Annotated in this window: 14 protein-coding genes; 2 read left to right on the top strand and 12 right to left on the bottom strand. The window is 71.6% G+C overall.

Annotated features, from left to right (window positions below; translation table 11 throughout):
- Window positions 1-88: 88 nt before the first annotated feature.
- The gene (locus OG574_RS32505; RefSeq protein WP_326776115.1) at window positions 89-577 is read right to left on the bottom strand and encodes a GNAT family N-acetyltransferase; all 489 of its coding nucleotides are present in this window, start codon (window positions 575-577) and stop codon (window positions 89-91) included.
- 63 nt (window positions 578-640) lie between these two features.
- Here OG574_RS32505 and OG574_RS32510 point away from each other — a divergent pair, with 63 nt between their 5' ends.
- A complete protein-coding gene (locus OG574_RS32510; protein WP_326776116.1) occupies window positions 641-1,564 on the top strand; it encodes a TIGR01777 family oxidoreductase in 924 nt (307 codons plus the stop codon).
- A gap of 40 nt (window positions 1,565-1,604) precedes the next feature.
- Here OG574_RS32510 and OG574_RS32515 read toward each other — a convergent pair whose 3' ends face one another.
- The 9 genes from OG574_RS32515 to OG574_RS32555 all read right to left on the bottom strand — a co-directional run bounded on the left by OG574_RS32515 (window position 1,605) and on the right by OG574_RS32555 (window position 13,860).
- Window positions 1,605-2,123 carry a DUF4240 domain-containing protein gene (locus tag OG574_RS32515; RefSeq protein WP_326778705.1) on the bottom strand — a complete coding sequence of 173 codons (519 nt, stop codon included), beginning with the start codon at window positions 2,121-2,123 and terminating at the stop codon, window positions 1,605-1,607.
- A gap of 104 nt (window positions 2,124-2,227) precedes the next feature.
- Window positions 2,228-3,208, bottom strand: a complete 981-nt coding sequence (locus tag OG574_RS32520; protein ID WP_326776117.1) for a helix-turn-helix transcriptional regulator — start codon at window positions 3,206-3,208, stop codon at window positions 2,228-2,230.
- Between the two features lie 20 nt (window positions 3,209-3,228).
- The gene (locus OG574_RS32525; protein WP_326776118.1) at window positions 3,229-3,987 is read right to left on the bottom strand and encodes a VOC family protein; all 759 of its coding nucleotides are present in this window, start codon (window positions 3,985-3,987) and stop codon (window positions 3,229-3,231) included.
- 111 nt (window positions 3,988-4,098) lie between these two features.
- On the bottom strand, window positions 4,099-6,798 hold the full coding sequence (gene aceE / locus OG574_RS32530) for a pyruvate dehydrogenase (acetyl-transferring), homodimeric type (protein WP_100592130.1): 2,700 nt from the start codon (window positions 6,796-6,798) through the stop codon (window positions 4,099-4,101).
- 284 nt (window positions 6,799-7,082) lie between these two features.
- Window positions 7,083-7,706 carry a GntR family transcriptional regulator gene (locus OG574_RS32535; RefSeq protein ID WP_100592131.1) on the bottom strand — a complete coding sequence of 208 codons (624 nt, stop codon included), beginning with the start codon at window positions 7,704-7,706 and terminating at the stop codon, window positions 7,083-7,085.
- Between the two features lie 166 nt (window positions 7,707-7,872).
- Window positions 7,873-9,612, bottom strand: a complete 1,740-nt coding sequence (gene sucB, locus OG574_RS32540; protein ID WP_326776119.1) for a 2-oxoglutarate dehydrogenase, E2 component, dihydrolipoamide succinyltransferase — start codon at window positions 9,610-9,612, stop codon at window positions 7,873-7,875.
- A gap of 132 nt (window positions 9,613-9,744) precedes the next feature.
- On the bottom strand, window positions 9,745-11,133 hold the full coding sequence (gene lpdA / locus OG574_RS32545) for a dihydrolipoyl dehydrogenase (RefSeq protein WP_100592133.1): 1,389 nt from the start codon (window positions 11,131-11,133) through the stop codon (window positions 9,745-9,747).
- A 282-nt stretch (window positions 11,134-11,415) separates the two neighbouring features.
- The gene (locus tag OG574_RS32550) at window positions 11,416-12,951 is read right to left on the bottom strand and encodes a leucyl aminopeptidase (RefSeq protein ID WP_326776120.1); all 1,536 of its coding nucleotides are present in this window, start codon (window positions 12,949-12,951) and stop codon (window positions 11,416-11,418) included.
- A gap of 126 nt (window positions 12,952-13,077) precedes the next feature.
- Window positions 13,078-13,860: an adenosylcobinamide-GDP ribazoletransferase gene (locus tag OG574_RS32555; RefSeq protein WP_326776121.1), complete on the bottom strand. Its 783-nt coding sequence runs from the start codon at window positions 13,858-13,860 to the stop codon at window positions 13,078-13,080.
- Window positions 13,861-13,927: 67 nt separating this feature from the next.
- Between OG574_RS32555 and OG574_RS32560 the strand changes: the two genes are divergently transcribed.
- Complete coding sequence (locus OG574_RS32560) at window positions 13,928-14,683, top strand: hypothetical protein (protein WP_326776122.1); 756 nt, start codon at window positions 13,928-13,930, stop codon at window positions 14,681-14,683.
- Here the strand turns inward: OG574_RS32560 and OG574_RS32565 are convergent.
- Both OG574_RS32565 and OG574_RS32570 read right to left on the bottom strand, forming a co-directional pair.
- A complete protein-coding gene (locus tag OG574_RS32565; protein WP_326776123.1) occupies window positions 14,632-15,333 on the bottom strand; it encodes a hypothetical protein in 702 nt (233 codons plus the stop codon). The genes OG574_RS32560 and OG574_RS32565 overlap by 52 nt on opposite strands.
- On the bottom strand, window positions 15,330-17,129 hold the full coding sequence (locus OG574_RS32570; RefSeq protein ID WP_326776124.1) for a phosphatidylglycerol lysyltransferase domain-containing protein: 1,800 nt from the start codon (window positions 17,127-17,129) through the stop codon (window positions 15,330-15,332). The genes OG574_RS32565 and OG574_RS32570 overlap by 4 nt, the downstream gene beginning before the upstream one ends.

Consider the following 17,129-nt stretch of genomic DNA (forward strand, 5'->3'; position numbering starts at 1 on the left):
CGGGCTCCTTCCCATGGACCCCTTCACGCTCCTACGGGAGGGCCGTCACCGCACGCCGGGCGGGTCCGTCAGAACTCCTGTGCCCCGCTCACAGGGCCTGCCCCATCAGGATGTCGTCCACGTACGTCCCGTCGAGCAGGAACTCCTCCGGCAGGACGCCCTCGACCGTGAACCCCTCGGACTCGTACAGCGCCCGCGCCGGAGCGTTGTGCCCGAGCACCCGCAGCGTCATGCGGCGCGCCCCGGCCTTGCGGGCGTGCTCCACCGCCGCGCGGACCAGCGCCCGGCCGACCCCGGCGCCGCGCGCCTCCGCGGCGACCGCGAGGCCCTGGATCTGCCGCACATGGGTGTTGGCGGCGAGCGAGGTGGGATAGGCGATGCGTACGTAACCCGCGAGCCGCCCGTCGAACTCAGCGACCAGATGGTCCCGCGGCCCGAACCGCTCCGAGAATAACGGGTCGTACGGCGGCAGCGGCTCCGGCTGGACGGCGTGCAGCGTGGACCAGGCCGCGCGGTCGAGCCGGGCGAGTCCGTCCTCGTCGTCGAGCCGGGCGAGACGTATGTGCGGCTGTGACATGGGGGCCACTGTACGACCGGCCCACGACCGGCCGCCGCGCGTTTCACGCGGCAGGATGGACCCATGACGCAGAGCGATTCCGCACCCGTACGACGCTCCCGGTTCGCCGTCGCCGGCGCCTCCGGACTCATCGGTTCGGCACTGACCCGGTCCCTGCGCGCCGACGGGCACGACGTCGTCCGCCTGGTCCGCAGGGAACCGGCTGCCGCGGACGAGGTCCGCTGGGACCCGGAGCGGGGGTCGGTCGACGCGGCCGGGCTCTTTGGGTGCGACGCCGTCCTCAACTTCGCCGCCGCGGGCGTGGGCGACCACCGCTGGACCGATGAGTACAAGCGGAAGATCCGCGACAGCCGGGTCCTCGGCACCGCGACGCTCGCCGAGGCCGTCGCCACGCTCGAACAGCCTCCCCGCGTCTTCGTCAACGGCAGCGCCGTCGGTTACTACGGCGACACCGGCACGCGCGCCGTCGACGAGAGCGCGCCGCCCGGGGACGGCTTCCTGCCGCAGCTGTGCGTGGAGTGGGAGGAGGCCGCGGCGCCCGCGCAAGAGGCCGGAATCCGCACGGTGTTCGCGCGGTCCGGGCTCGTCGTGTCCCGCGCGGGCGGGGCCTGGGCGCGGCTCTTCCCGCTGTACCTGGCCGGTCTCGGCGGACGCCTGGGCGACGGCCGCCAGTACTGGTCGTACATCGCGCTCCACGACGAGATCGCGGCCCTGCGCCACATCATCGACACGGAGGAGCTGTCCGGCCCGGTGAACCTCACCGCCCCGCACCCCGTCACGAACCGCGCGGTGACCGCCGCGATGGGGCGCGTGCTGCACCGCCCCACGCTGTTCACGGCGCCCGCTCCCGTCCTGCGTCTGGCCCTCGGCGAGATGGCGGGCGACGTCCTCGGCAGCACGCGGGCCGTGCCGACCCGGCTCCTGGAGTCCGGCTTCACGTTCGCGTTCCCCGGCATCGAGGAGTCGATCCGGGCGGCCAGGAAGTGAACCGGCCGCAGGCCTACGACCCCTACGTTCCCTATGCCTCCTACGCCCCGAAGCGCTCCGAGAGCTTCGGATACAGCCGCTGCAGCTCCGCCGTGTTCTCGAAGTCGAACGGCGTGCCCTCCGGCTCCGCGGGCCCGGCCGGGATGCCGAGATCGGGCGCCACCGCCCCGGTCAGCTCCTCGTACGCCTCGTCAGCCGCGTAGCCGAGCTCCTCGCCGTCCCCGTCGATCTCCTCGTCGAAGTCCCCCAGCAGATCGGCGAGCGAGTCCGGCTCGTGCAGCGCGCCCTCGAAGACCTCCCTGCCCTGGCCGATCAGCCAGCAGCGGAAGTAGTCGAACGCGTCGTCGCTCGCGCCGCCGAGCAGTACCCACGCGGCGCCCCACAGATCCCAGCGGTAGGCGCGGTGGTAGCGGGACTCGAAGTGACGGGCGAAGTCGAGCACCGCGTCGGGGTCGGCCTGGAGCAGCCGGTCGACGAGCAGCTCGGCCTGGTCCTCGGGGTCGCCCTCGGCGGCCTCGCGGGTGCTGTCCACGATCTCCCAGAACTCCGTCTCGTCCATCACGGGACAAGCATCTGCCTTGGGGGTCGGGGGCGCACGCCGAGGTGCCGGAGCTGCGCCGTTTCGTTATGCGCGCACATGCCGAGGGCACGGCGCCCGGCGGCTCACCGGTAGCGGTCCGCCATCCGCCGTGCCGCTTCTGCGAAGCGATCACGCAGCGCGGCGGGAGCGACGACCTCCGCCTCGGGCCCGAGCCCGAACAGCTGCCCGTACGCGACGTCCTCCGACTCGACCGGCAGAGTCACCGTCACCCACCCCTCCTCGTCCGGCTCGCCCGCCGACTCCCGCGCCGCACGCACGGACGCGGGCTCGATCGCGTACGGAAGCTGCCGCAGCCCGGCGGGGGACAGCCGCAGGACGACCTCCGCGCGCAGGATGGACCGCGCGAACTCCTCCGCCCGCTCCTCCCAGAACCCCGGCAGATCGAACTCCTCGTCCCGTACGAAGCGCTCCCCGCCCGCCTCGACGCCGGTGAACCGGTCGATCCGGTACACCCGGTGGGTCCCGCCGGCGACGCGGGCGCACAGATACCAGACACCCGCCTTCAGGACGAGCCCGTACGGCTCCAGCTCCCGCACCACCTCCCGCGAGCTCCCCGCCTCGTCACGCCGGTAGCGGGCGCGCACCACCCGGTCGTCCCACACCGCGTCCGCCACCGCCGGCAGCAGCTCGGGCGTCCGCGGCTCCTTGAACCAGCCCGGCGCGTCCAGATGGAACCGCTGTGCCGCGGTCCGCGAAGCGTCCCGCAGCGAGGGCAGCAGCGCCGCCGACACCTTCAGCCGCGCGGCCGACGCGGCGTCTTCCAAGCCCATCTCCCGCAGCGCGCCCGGCACTCCGGACAGGAACAGGGCCTCCGCCTCACCGCGCGCCAGACCCGTCAGCCGCGTCCGGTACCCGCCGATCAGCCGGTACCCGCCCGCCCTGCCCCGGTCCGCGTACACCGGCACGCCCGCCTCGGACAGCGCCTGAGCGTCCCGCGTCACGGTCCGCTCCGAGACCTCCAGCTCGCGCGCCAGCTCACCCGCCGTCATCGACGGCCGGGACTGGAGCAACAACACCATCTTGATCAGGCGGGCAGCGCGCATACGCCCATGATGCGGGCCCTTCAGCGCGGGGTGTACGTGATGACCGCGAACGAGGCGCCCTGCGGATCGGCGAGCACCGCGAACCGGCCCGGCTCGATGGACGTCGGGTGCACCAGGATCTGCCCGCCGAGTTGCTTGCAGCGGGCCGCCGTCGCGTCGGTGTCCCCGACGGCCATGTACACCATCCAGTGCGCGGGCAGATCCTTGGGGAACGAGTCCGACGCCGTGTCGAGCATCCCGCCGAAGGGCTCGTCGTCGACGCTCCACTCGGTGTAACTGCCGCCGCCTCCGTAGGGGTGCCGCTTCGCGCCCCAGCCCAGTACGGACTGGTAGAAGTCCTTGGACCCGTCCGGATCGCGGGTCAGGAGCTCGAACCAGCAGAAACTTCCCGGCGCGTTCACCACGCCGAACCCCGTGTTCGTGATCGGCTGCCACAGGCCGAACGCGGCCCCCGCGGGGTCCTGGCAGACCGCGAAGACGCCGTCCTCCTCGATGGTCTGCGGATCCGTGACCACCGTGCCGCCGTTGCCCTTCACGCGCGCGATGACGGCGTCGACCCCGGCCGACTGGTAGTACGGCAGCCACGCCGACGGTGCCTTCGGGTTGCTGGCCGGGGCGAAGCCGGCGACCGGCTCGCCGCCGGACCTGAAGATGCCGTAGTCCTCCGCCACTTCGCTGTGCCAGCCGAGGAGACCCTCGTAGAAGAGCCGGGCCGCGTCGCTGTCGGGCGTGGAGAGGTCCGCCCAGCAGGGGGCTGACGGGGTTTTGGAGATCTTCATGGACGTACTTCTCCCCTGAACGGCGCCCCCCTGGAACTCCTGCGGACTCCTCCTCATTCACGCACGCGTGCCCCGCCCCGGCAATCGGGACGGGGCACGCATGACAAGGGACTACAGGCCGTAGCGCTCGCGCGCCTCCTTCACGGCCGAGGCATTGACCTCGCCGCGGCGGGCGAGCTGGGCCAGGGCCGCGACGACGATCGACTGCGCGTCGATGCCGAAGTGGCGGCGGGCCGCCTCACGGGTGTCGGAGAGACCGAAGCCGTCCGCACCGAGCGAGGAGTAGTCCTGCTCGACCCACTGCGCGATCTGGTCGGGGACCTGGCGCATGTAGTCGGAGACCGCGAGGACCGGGCCCTGGGCGCCGTCGAGCGCCGTACGGATGTAGGGAGTGCGCTCCTCGCCGCGCAGGATCGCCTCGTCCGCCTCCAGGGCGTCGCGGCGCAGCTCGGTCCAGGAGGTCGCGGACCACACGTCGGCGGCGACACCCCACTCCTCGGCCAGCAGCTTCTGCGCCTCGAGGGCCCAGTGGATCGCCGTGCCCGAGCCGAGCAGCTGGATGCGGGGGGCGTTGGCGGCCGCGACGTTCACCCCGGCCGACTCGGCGGTGTTGAAGCGGTACAGGCCCTTGAGGATGCCCTCGTCCACGCCCGCGGGCTTGGCCGGCTGCGGCATCGGCTCGTTGTAGACCGTCAGGTAGTAGAAGACGTCTCGGTCCTCGCCCGGGGCCGCCTCGCCGTACATGCGGCGCAGACCGTCCTTGACGATCGCGCCGATCTCGTACGCGAACGCCGGGTCGTAGGACAGCGCGGCCGGGTTGGTCGCCGCGATGACCGGCGAGTGACCGTCCGCGTGCTGCAGACCCTCACCCGTCAGCGTCGTACGGCCCGCGGTGGCACCCACCAGGAAGCCGCGGCCCAGCTGGTCGCCGAGCTGCCACATCTGGTCGGCCGTGCGCTGCCAGCCGAACATCGAGTAGAAGATGTAGAAGGGGATCATCGCCTCGCCGTGCGTGGAGTACGCGCTGGCGGCGGCGATGAAGTCCGCCATGGAGCCGGCCTCGGTGATGCCCTCGTTGAGGATCTGGCCGTCCGTGGCTTCCTTGTAGTACATCAGCTGGTCGCGGTCGACCGGCTCGTACGTCTGCCCCTTGGGGGAGTAGATGCCGAGCGACGGGAACAGCGACTCCATGCCGAAGGTGCGCGCCTCGTCCGGGACGATCGGCACCCAGCGCTTGCCGGTCTCCTTGTCGCGTACGAGGTCCTTGACCAGGCGTACGAACGCCATGGTCGTGGCCACGGACTGCGATCCTGAGCCCTTGTCGAAGGACGCGAACGCCTTGTCGGCCGGGGCCGGCAGCGGGGCGATCGCGTGCGTGCGGCGGGCCGGGGCGGGGCCGCCGAGGGCCGCGCGGCGCTCCTGGAGGTAGCGGACCTCGGGGGAGTCGGCGCCCGGGTGGCCGTAGGGGACCTGGCCGTCGACGAACTGGCTGTCGGAGATGGGCAGTTCAAGGAGGTCACGCATGTCCTTGAACTCGTCCACCGTCAGCTTCTTCATCTGGTGGTTGGCGTTCTTGGACTCGAAGCCCTTGCCGAGCGTGAAGCCCTTGACCGTCTGGACCAGGATCACGGTCGGGGCGCCGGCGTGCGACAGGGCCGCACGGTAGGCCGCGTACACCTTGCGGGGCTCGTGGCCGCCGCGCGAGACCTTGAAGCACTCGGCGATCTTGTCGTCCGTGAGCAGCCGGCCCAGCTCGACGAGCGCGGGCTCGGAGCCGAAGAAGTGCTCGCGGATGTACGCGGCGTCGCGCGTCGCGTACGTCTGGAACTGGGCGTCCGGCACCTCGCGCAGCCGGCGCACGAGCGCGCCGGTCGTGTCGAGCTGGAACAGCTCGTCCCAGGCGGAGCCCCAGAGCGTCTTGATGACGTTCCAGCCGGCGCCGCGGAACTGCGCCTCCAGCTCCTGGACCACGCGGAAGTTGGCGCGGACCGGGCCGTCGAGGCGCTGCAGGTTGCAGTTGATGACGAAGGTCAGGTTGTCCAGACCCTCACGCGAGGCGAGCGCCAGGGCCGCGGTGGCCTCGGGCTCGTCCATCTCGCCGTCACCGAGGAACGCCCACACGTGCGAGGCGGAGACGTCCTTGATCTTGCGGTTGGTGAGGTAGCGGTTGAACCGCGCCTGGTAGATCGCCGACAGCGGGCCGAGGCCCATGGAGACGGTCGGGAACTCCCACAGCCAGGGCAGGCGCCGCGGGTGCGGATACGACGGCAGGCCGTCGCCGCCGGACTCCTGGCGGAAGTGGTCGAGCTGCTGCTCGCTCAGGCGGCCGTCGAGGAAGGCGCGGGCGTAGATGCCGGGGGAGGCGTGGCCCTGGATGTACAGCTGGTCACCGGAGCCGTCGCCCTCCTTCCCCTTGAAGAAGTGGTTGAAGCCGGTCTCGTAGAGCCAGGCCGCCGAGGCGAACGTGGCGATGTGGCCGCCGACGCCGTACTTGGAGCCACGGGTCACCATCGCGGCCGCGTTCCAGCGGTTCCACGCGGCGATCTTCAGTTCCAGCGCCTCGTCACCCTCGATCGCCGGCTCTGCGGCGGTCGGGATGGTGTTGACGTAGTCGGTCTCGAGGAGCTTCGGCAGCGCCAGGCCTGAGCCCTCGGCGCGCTCCAGCGTGCGGCGCATCAGGTACGCGGCACGGTGCGGCCCGGCCGCCTTGGTAACGGCGTCCAGGGAGGCCTGCCATTCGGCGGTCTCCTCGGGGTCGCGGTCCGGGAGCTGGTCGAGCTCGCTCGGCTGGATTGCGGAGGGGTCGGTCATTGCGCCGCCTTCCTGAGTCGGAGGGGGGTTCCCTTAGCGGAAAGGGTGGGGGTGCCCTAGGTCTTTGGCAGGACAGGGCGTGGGTCTCTGGTGGAGACCCGTCGGCGACTCTAACTCCCTGATCGATGATCGATCAAAGGGTTGAGGGAGAAAACTTCCTCAGACGGAGAAAGTGGGCATCCGGTGCCATTGAACGGGGCACCGGGTGCCTTGTTTTCGAAGGCAGTACGGCGGATTCTCGCAGGTGGGAAGGGTGGCGCGACGACGTCTGAGCGGGGTGTGGCTCAGGCGCGCGGGGCGCAGCCGAGCACGTGCGCCTTCACCAGCTCGGCGATCGCCGGATCCCGGCGCCGGAACGCGGCCACGAGCGCCTCGTGCTCCTCCGCGTACGACTGCTGGACCGTGCCGAGCCACCGGATCGACAGGGCCGTGAACACCTCGATGCCGAGGCCCTCCCAGGTGTGCAGCAGTACGGAGTTCCCCGCGGCACGCACCAGTTCGCGGTGGAAGGCGACCGTGTGCCGCACCTGGCCCGTCCCGTCGGCCTCCTGGTCGGCGCGGTAGAGGGCCGCCACATGGGGTTCGAGGGCCGAGCAGTCCTCGGCCAGCTTCCCGGCCGCCAGCTCCGCCGCGATGGCCTCGAGACCGGCCCTGACCGGGTAGCTCTCCTCCAGGTCGGCGGCCGTCAGATTCCGCACCCGGACGCCCTTGTTGGGAGCGGACTCGATCAGGCGCAGGCTCTCCAGCTCCCGCAGGGCCTCCCGCACGGGCGTCTGGCTGACCTCCAGCTCCGTGGCGATGCGGCGCTCCACGATGCGCTCGCCCGGCTTCCAGCGCCCGCTGACGATCCCCTCGACGATGTGCTCGCGGATCTGTTCGCGCAGCGAGTGGACGACGGGCGCGGTCATGGTGGCTCCTCCAGCGATGGGAAGGTGCGGCCCGAAGGGCCTCATTGAGGGGCGGTGGTCGGGAGACGGGCGGGCAGACCCCAAGGTGCGTTGACCTCTAGACAATACGGCGGCGCCCCCGTCCGGAAGACTCCGGACGGGGGCGTACGCACTGATGAGACGAGAGTTACAGGCCGAGCTCGACCTCGAACTCGCCGGCCTCCAGGATCGCCTTGACCGTGGTCAGGTAGCGGGCGGCGTCCGCGCCGTCCACCAGACGGTGGTCGTAGGAGAGCGACAGGAACGTCATGTCCCGGACGGCGATGGTCTCGCCGAGGTCCGGGTGGTTGATGACGACCGGACGCTTCACCGTGGCGCCGATGCCCAGGATCGCGGCCTGGTTCGGCGGCACGATGACGGTGTCGAAGAGCGCACCGCGCGAGCCCGTGTTGGAGATCGTGAAGGTCGCACCGGACATGTCGTCCGGCGTGAGGCCGCCACCGCGGGCCTTGCCGGCCAGCTCGGCGGTCTTCTTCGAGATACCGGCGATGTTCAGGTCGCCCGCGCCCTTGATGACCGGCGTCATCAGACCCTTCTCGGCGTCAACGGCGATGCCGATGTTCTCCGAGTCGAAGTACGTGATGGTGCCTTCGTCGTCGTTGATCCGGGCGTTGACGACCGGGTGGGCCTTCAGCGCCTGGGCGGCGGCCTTGACGAAGAACGGCATCGGGGAGAGCTTGACGCCCTCACGGGCCGCGAACGCGTCCTTCGCCTTGGCGCGCAGCTTCATCAGCTTGGTGATGTCGACCTCGACGACCGAGGTCAGCTGGGCCTGCGAGTGCAGCGCCTTCATCATGTTGTCGCCGATGACCTTGCGCATGCGGGTCATCTTGACCGTCTGGCCGCGGAGGGGAGAGACCTCCAGGGCCGGGGCCTTCGCGGCGGCCGGAGCAGCAGCGGCGGCGGGGGCCGGGGCGGCCTTCGCGGCCTCGGCGGCCGCGATGACGTCCTGCTTGCGGATACGGCCACCGACGCCGGTGCCCTTGACGGTGGCCAGGTCCACGCCGTTCTCCGACGCGAGCTTGCGCACCAGCGGGGTCACGTACGCGCCGTCGTCACCGGAGACCGCGGCGGGGGCCGGGGCAGAGGGGGCGACCGGAGCGGGAGCGGCGACCGGGGCCGGGGCCGGAGCAGCCGGGGCCGGAGCGGCAACCGGGGCCGGGGCCGGAGCAGCCGGGGCCGGGGCCGCGGGGGCGGCCGGGGCCGGAGCGGCGGCCGGAGCCGGAGCAGCCGGAGCAGGAGCGGCGGCCGGAGCGGCACCGGGAGCACCGATGACGGCCAGCTTGGCGCCGACCTCGGCGGTCTCGTCCTCGGCGACGGAGATCTCCAGGAGAACGCCGGCGACGGGGGAGGGGATCTCGGTGTCGACCTTGTCCGTGGAGACCTCGAGCAGGGGCTCGTCCTCCGCGACCTCCTCGCCGACCTCCTTCAGCCAGCGGGTGACGGTGCCCTCGGTGACGGACTCGCCGAGAGCGGGCAGCACGACGTCGGTGCCGGAAGCGGCACCGGCGGGGGCGGCCGGAGCAGCCGGGGCGGCGGCCGGGGCCGCGGGGGCCTCGGCGACGGGGGCCGGAGCGGCGGCCGGGGCCTCGGCAGCGGCCGGAGCCGGGGCGGCGGCGGGCGCGCCCGTGCCGTCGTCGATGACGGCCAGCTCGGCGCCGACCTCGACGGTCTCGTCCTCGGCGACCTTGATGGAGGCCAGGATGCCGGCGGCGGGCGAGGGGATCTCGGTGTCGACCTTGTCGGTCGAGACCTCGAGCAGCGGCTCGTCGACCTCGACGCGCTCGCCCTCGGCCTTCAGCCAGCGGGTGACGGTGCCCTCGGTGACACTCTCACCGAGCGCCGGAAGGGATACGGAAACCGACATGGTTTCTGTTGCTCCTTAGTGGGGTCTCCCCTGCTCGAGCGATGTTGAGAGCTTGGGGAAGTGCGGAAGTCTGTGGTCGGTCGTCGCGCCCAGGGGACGACAGGGACGACTGGGTCCAGCCTGCGGCCTGACCTAGTCGTGCGAGTGCAGCGGCTTGCCCGCGAGGGCCAGGTGGGCCTCTCCGAGTGCCTCGTTCTGCGTCGGGTGGGCGTGGATGAGCTGGGCGACCTCGGCGGGCAGCGCTTCCCAGTTGTAGATCAGCTGGGCTTCGCCGACCTGCTCGCCCATACGGTCACCGACCATGTGGACGCCGACCACGGCACCGTCCTTGACCTGGACGAGCTTGATCTCGCCCGCGGTCTTGAGGATCTTGGACTTGCCGTTGCCCGCGAGGTTGTACTTCAGAGCGACGACCTTGTCCGCACCGTAGATCTCCTTGGCCTTGGCCTCGGTGATACCGACGGAGGCGACCTCGGGGTGGCAGTACGTCACCTTCGGCACGCCGTCGTAGTCGATCGGGACGGTCTTGAGACCGGCCAGGCGCTCCGCCACCAGGATGCCTTCGGCGAAGCCGACGTGCGCGAGCTGGAGCGTCGGGACGAGGTCACCGACGGCCGAGACGGTCGGCACGTTGGTCTGCATGTACTCGTCGACCAGGACGTAGCCGCGGTCCATCGCGACGCCCTGCTCCTCGTAACCGAGACCGGCCGAGACCGGGCCGCGGCCGATGGCGACCAGGAGGACCTCGGCCTCGAAGGTCTTGCCGTCGGCGAGGGTCACGCGGACGCCGTCCTGCGTGTACTCGGCCTTCTCGAAGAAGGTGCCGAGGTTGAACTTGATGCCGCGCTTGCGGAACGCGCGCTCAAGAAGCTTGGAGCTGTTCTCGTCCTCGACCGGGACGAGGTGCTTGAGGCCCTCGACGACGGTGACGTCGGTGCCGAAGGACTTCCACGCCGAGGCGAACTCGACGCCGATGACGCCGCCGCCCAGGATGATCGCGGACTGCGGGACGCGGTCCAGCTTCAGCGCGTGGTCCGAGGAGATGATGCGGTTGCCGTCGATCTCCAGGCCCGGCAGCGACTTCGGCACGGAGCCGGTCGCGAGGAGCACGTGACGGCCCTGGACGCGCTGGCCGTTCACGTCCACGGAGGTCGGGGACGACAGGCGGCCCTCGCCCTCGATGTACGTCACCTTGCGGGAGGCGACGAGACCCTGCAGGCCCTTGTACAGGCCGGAGATCACGTCGTCCTTGTACTTGTGGACGCCCGCGATGTCGATGCCCTCGAAGGAGGCCTTGACACCGAACTGGTCAGCCTCGCGCGCCTGGTCGGCGATCTCGCCGGCGTGCAGCAGGGCCTTCGTCGGGATGCAGCCGTTGTGCAGGCAGGTGCCCCCGAGCTTGTTCTTCTCGATCAGGGCGACGTCCAGGCCCAGCTGCGCTCCGCGCAGGGCCGCGGCGTAACCGCCACTGCCACCGCCGAGGATCACTAGGTCGAAAACAGTGCTGGCGTCGTTCGCCACGTCACGTCCTCCATGCATGTGCGCCGTACGCCGGTCTGCAGTGACCGGGCGGCGGCTGGTGTCCGGCCGCTTTTTATGCTTCGGCCCTGTGGTGGGGGCCCTGTCCTGCCAAGGACCCATCCTCGCACTTGTCGACGGCGGACGGGACGCCGGGCCCGGGGGTGAGACGGCGGTTACACCTGAAACCCGGGTGAGGGGGTCCGGGAAGCTGCGGATTTCGTCGAAAGCGAACGGTCCCCGGGTGTCTTCGCACCCGGGGACCGTCAAGCGTGCCGCTCTGCGTCAGCCGAGGTCACCGGCGGCCGTGCGCTCCGCGAGGCGCACCAGCGTACGGACCGCGGAACCGGTGCCGCCCTTGGGCGTGTAGCCGGACGCGCCGGCCTCGTTGAAGGCCGGGCCCGCGATGTCGAGGTGGGCCCACGTGATGCCCTCGCCGACGAACTCCTGGAGGAAGAGGCCGGCCACCAGGCCGCCGCCCATGCGCTCGCCCATGTTGGCGATGTCGGCGGTGGCGGAGTCCATGCCCTTGCGCAGGTCGGCGGGGAGCGGCATCGGCCAGGACGGCTCGCCGACCTCCTCGGCGACCTCGTGGATCGACGTACGGAAAGCGTCGTCGTTCGCCATGATGCCGAACGTGCGGTTGCCGAGCGCCAGCATCATCGCGCCGGTCAGCGTGGCGACGTCGACGATCGCGTCCGGGGTCTCCTCGGAGGCCTTGGCGATGGCGTCGGCCAGGACCAGGCGGCCCTCGGCGTCCGTGTTCAGGACCTCGACGGTCTTGCCGGAGTACATGCGAAGGACGTCGCCGGGGCGGGTGGCCGAGCCCGACGGCATGTTCTCGGCGAGCGCCAGCCAGCCGGTGACGTTCACGTCAAGACCGAGACGGGCCGAGGCGACGACGGCGGCGAACACGGCGGCGGCGCCGGCCATGTCGCACTTCATCGTCTCGTTGTGACCGGCCGGCTTGAGGGAGATGCCGCCCGAGTCGTACGTGATGCCCTTGCCGACGAAGGCGAGGTGCTTGTCCGCCTTCGACGACGTGTAGGAGAGCTTCACCAGGCGCGGCGGGGCCTCCGAGCCGGCGCCGACGCCGAGGATGCCGCCGTAGCCGCCCTTGACGAGCGCCTTCTCGTCGAGGACCTGCACCTTGATGCCGTGCTCCTTGGCCGCGGCCGAGGCGACGGCGGCGAAGGCCTCCGGGGTCAGGTCGTTCGGCGGGGTGTTGACCAGGTCGCGGGCGCGGTTGAGCTCCTCGGTCACGGCGAGGGCGCGCTCCACGGCGGCCTTGTACGCCTTGTCGCGGGGCTTGGCTCCGAGCAGGGCGATCTCGCCGAGCGGCGCCTTGCCGTTCTTCTTGCCCTCCTGGGCCGACTCCTTGTAGGCGTCGAAGGAGTACGCGCCGAGCAGCGCGCCCTCTGCGATCGCTCCCGCGTCACCCGGGTCCCCGACGGGCAGCGCGAACGCGGCCTTCTTCGCACCGGCCAGCGTGCGGGCGGCGGCACCGGCGGCGCGGCGCAGGGCCTCCGCGTCGTACGACTCGTCCTTCTCCGGCACCGGGCCGAGACCGACCGCCAGGACGACCGGGGCCTTGAAGCCGGAGGGGGCGGGGAGCTTCGTCACCTCACCCTCACCGCCAGAGGCGCCGAGGGTCTCCAGGACGGCGGCGAGCTTGCCGTCGTAGGCCTTGTCCACGGCCTCCGCGCCGGGGGCGACGACGAGCACTCCGGACTTGGATGCAGCACCCTTCGCCACACCGACGACGATCGCGTCGGCACGCAGGCCGGACGCGGCGGCGGTGCTGAGAGTCAGAGCAGTCACGGTGGTGAGGTCCCTACTTTCATGGTGTCTGAACGAGTTCTGACGGGCCGTGGGGTGTATGGCCCCTTGGGGAGCCTACGCCCGTGGGCGCGAGGGTGCGCTGCGCGGTATGTGACTGCGGCCGTGTCAGCCGAAAGTGAGGACGACGAGGGCGGCGGTGGCGGCGGTCTCGGCGACGCCGCCGAAGACGTCGCCGGTCACTCCGCCGAGGCGCCGCACGCAGTGGCGCAGCAGGAGTTCGGCCGCGCAGCAGGCGAGGACGGCGGCCGCCGCGCCGCGCACGGCGCCGTACGCCGAGCCGGTGACGGCGCCCGCGGCCCCGGCGGCGCACACGGTGACGGCGGCGGCGAGCAGCGCCCCGCGCACGGGCACCGTTCCGGCGACGGCCGCGCCCAGGCCCTCGGGCCGGGCCGGCGGGACACCGGTGCGCGAGGCCAGCGTGAGCGCGAGCCGGGCGGTGAGTGCCGAGACGACGGCGGCGAGCGCGCCGCGCGCCCACGAATCCGCGTACAGCTCGGCGAGGGCGGCGACCTGGGCGAGGAGCGCGAGCACGAGCGTGACGACGCCGAACGGGCCGATGTCCGACTGCTTCATGATGCGCAGCGCGTCCTCGGCCGGCTTGCCGCTGCCGAGGCCGTCGGCGGTGTCGGCGAGCCCGTCCAGGTGCAGTCCCCGGGTCAGCGCGGCCGGGACGCTCACGCTCGCCACGGCCGCGAGCAGCGGACCGGCGCCGAGCAGCGTCAGGAGCCCGCCGAGCGCGGCGGCGGCCAGGCCCACGACGAGCCCGGCGACGGGGGCGCAGAGCATTCCGGCGCGGGCCGCGTCGCGGTCCCAGCGGGTGACCTTGACCGGGAGCACGGTGAGGGTGCCGAAGGCGAAACGGAGGCCGTCGGCCGGGGTTGCGGGCATCCCGGCAGGCTACCCGGGGGGCCCAGCACAGCGGGCGGCGCCCGGGCCCCGGCGGCAGGATGGCCGCATGGGTGACTGGTGGTACCGGAACATCGGCGAGCCGGGGAAGCTGCCACTGCTGCTCGCCCTCGCCGCGTTCCTGCTGACCTTCGCCGTGACCCGTACGATCACGCGCCTCATCCGCGCCGGGCGCGGGCCGTTCCGCAACGTCACCCCGGGCGGCATGCACATCCACCACGTGGTGCCCGGCGTGATCCTCACCGTCATCGGCGGGTTCGGCGCGGTCGGTAGCGGGCGGCACGGCGTCACCGCCTCGATCTGCGCGGTGATCTTCGGGATCGGCGCGGGCCTGGTCCTCGACGAGTTCGCCCTGATCCTGCACCTCGCCGACGTCTACTGGACCGAGCAGGGCCGGCAGAGCGTCGAGGTGGTGGTCCTCGCGGCGGCGCTCGGGCTGCTCGTCCTCAGCGGCTTCTCGCCGCTCGGCGTGAACGACGTGTCGGGACAGGAGGAGCAGGGGCGCGGCACCGCGATCCTCACGGTCCTGGTGAACCTCTTGTTCGTGGTGCTGGCCATGTTCAAGGGGAAGCCCCGGCTCGCGGTCGTGGGCGTACTCGTGCCGTTCGTCGCGCTGTTCGGGGCCATCAGGCTCGCGCGGCCCGGATCGGCGTGGGCGAAGCGCTGGTACCGGCGGCGCCCGAAGGCCAGGGCGAGATCGCGGCTGCGCGCGTACCGGCACGACCGGCGCTGGTCGAGGATGAGCCGGGGCTTTCAGGACCTGATCGGCGGCACACCCGACCCGGAGCGCTCGGCGCCCCGGTGACGCACGGCGCCCAGCGCCCACCGCGCCACGACGACCAGGGCGACCGCGCTGATCGCCGCCAGATGTTCCTTGCCCGCGAGGTTCGGCCTCACGGTCGCCTCGATCACCATGAGGGCGACCACCACGACCGCCGTGCACCGGGCGCGATAGCACCAGCACACGTAGATGGCGAGCCCGACGACCGCCGCCGACGGGCCGTTGTCGACGATCCGCGCGTCAGAGGCGGGCAGGCCGAGCGGTCCGTCGGGGCCGAGCGCGATGGCCAGGCGGGCGTAGAGGGTGCCGACGAGGGTGGCGACGTATCCGTTGGCGAGCGTGACCCACCGGCCGAGGCAGATCTCCGCGATGCCGAACACGAGCAGGATCTGTGCCAGGGCGCCCCACACCGGCAGGTCGAGCGCCGGCACGAAGAGGGACAGCGGGGTGCGCAGCAGCGACAGCCACAGCGGGTCCTCGGCCCGCACGGAGCCGACGTCCTGCACGAATCGGTAACCCCAGGACTGGTTCTGGAGGTACTGGAACAAGGCCGTGAGGCAGACCGCCCCGAGCGTCATCGGCGCCGCCCGCCACTTCCTGTCGACGAGCCCCCGGCGCACCGTCGTCCACAGCGGGCCCCACTCGGCGCGGGCCAGGGCGGCCGGGGATCTCACGGGTGCGGCTCCAGATGTCTGCGGTGCATCCAGTTCGGCAGGCCCGGCGCCTCCAGAAAGCCCTCGGCGCGCGCGGAGGCGAGGCCGATCCGCGGCAGGTCGGCGCTCTTCTCGAAGAGCAGGAAGCGGGGCTCCCAGATGGGCCGGTACTTCGCGTTGGCCCGGTAGAGGGATTCGATCTGCCACCACCGTGAGAAGAAGCTGAGCAGCGAGCGCCACAGGCGCAGCACCGGGCCCGCGCCGAGCCGCGAGCCACGTTCGAAGACGGACCGGAACATCGCGAAGTTGAGCGACACCTGCGTGATCCCGATCTCCTCGGCCCGCTGGAGCAGTTCGATGACCATGAACTCCATCAGCCCGTTCTCGGAGTCCCTGTCGCGCCGCATCAGATCGAGCGAGAGCCCCTCGGGCCCCCACGGGACGAACGAGAGTACGGCCTTCAACTCGCCTTTCCCGTCGGTGCATTCGAGCATCACGCAGCGCCCGTCGCCCGGGTCGCCGAGCCGGCCGAGCGCCATCGAGAAGCCGCGCTCGGTCGCCCCGTCGCGCCAGTCGTCGGCGCGCTGGAGCAGGTACGTCATCTCGGCGGCGGGAATGTCCTCGTGGCGCCGGATCCGCACCACGTAACCCGCGCGTTTGACCCGGTTGTAGGCCTGCCGGACGGTGCGCATGGCCCGCCCCTCCAGCGTGAAGCCCTGATCAGGGGTTCCGCCCCGGGCGCCGATCTCGACGATGGCTTCGTCGCCGAGTTCGAGGGCGTCGAGGCCGTGCCGCGCGTAGATGGTGCCTGCCTCCTCGCTCGCGCCCATCACGGCCGGGATCCAGCCGTGTTCGCGCGCCTCCATGAGCCAGGTGTCGATCGCGCCCGGCCAGGCCTCGGGGTCGCCGATCGGATCGCCCGAGGCGAGCGAGACCCCGCCGACGACGCGGTACGCGACGGCCGCCTTGCCGGTCGGCGACCACACGACGCTCTTCTCCCGGCGCAGCGCGAAGTAGCCGAGCGAGTCGCGGTCGCCGTCCTTGTCGAGCAGCGTGCGCAGCTTCGCCTCGTCGCCGGGGGTGATCGGGTCGACGGCCTTGCGGGAGCGGAACGCGGCGTACGCGACGGCGAGCAGGAGGAGGGTGCTCAGGATGTTGATCACGACGTTGACCCAGTTCGGCGACGTGATGCCGGGGTAGCGGGACTCGTCGGTGGCGACCGAGATGAGGCGCAGGGTGCCGTAGCGCCAGCGCTCCAGGAACGTCGAGTGGTGCCCGTCGTGCGCCTGGTTGGTGACGGTCACGAGGAACGTCGCGAACAGGGACGTCACGAGGAGTCCGCCGACCCCGACCACGGCCGCGAGCTTCGGGTTCGAGCGGTCCCCCTTCGCGTAGAACTCCCGCCGCCCGAGCAGCAGCGCGGCGACGAACGCGGCGGTCAGGACGACCGAGATCCAGTTCTGCGCGTAGCGGCGCACCTCGGGGAAGAACATCACGAGGATGAACAGGAGCAGGAACAGCCCGCTGAGCACGAGGTTGAGGATCCACGCGGCGCGCTTGCGGCGGCGCATCGTGATCGCCAGGAACCAGGTGAAGACCCCGGACGCGAAGCCGGCCGTCAGCAGGTACGGGGTGAAGTAGTCGTTGGTGTTGTGCCGTTGCAGGTCCTGGCCGAGGGAGACCCAGACCGCGCTCAGGAAGTTGATGAACGTGACGACGCGCAGGTACCAGACGGTGAAGGCGGCCGCCCGTTTCGTGGTGGGAGTGGAGGTGTGGGTGCGGCGCGCGGGTGGCGAGGTCGTCTGGTCAGCTGCCAT

Origin of the sequence: Streptomyces sp. NBC_01445, from assembly GCF_035918235.1 — a bacterium.
GTDB lineage: Bacteria > Actinomycetota > Actinomycetes > Streptomycetales > Streptomycetaceae > Streptomyces.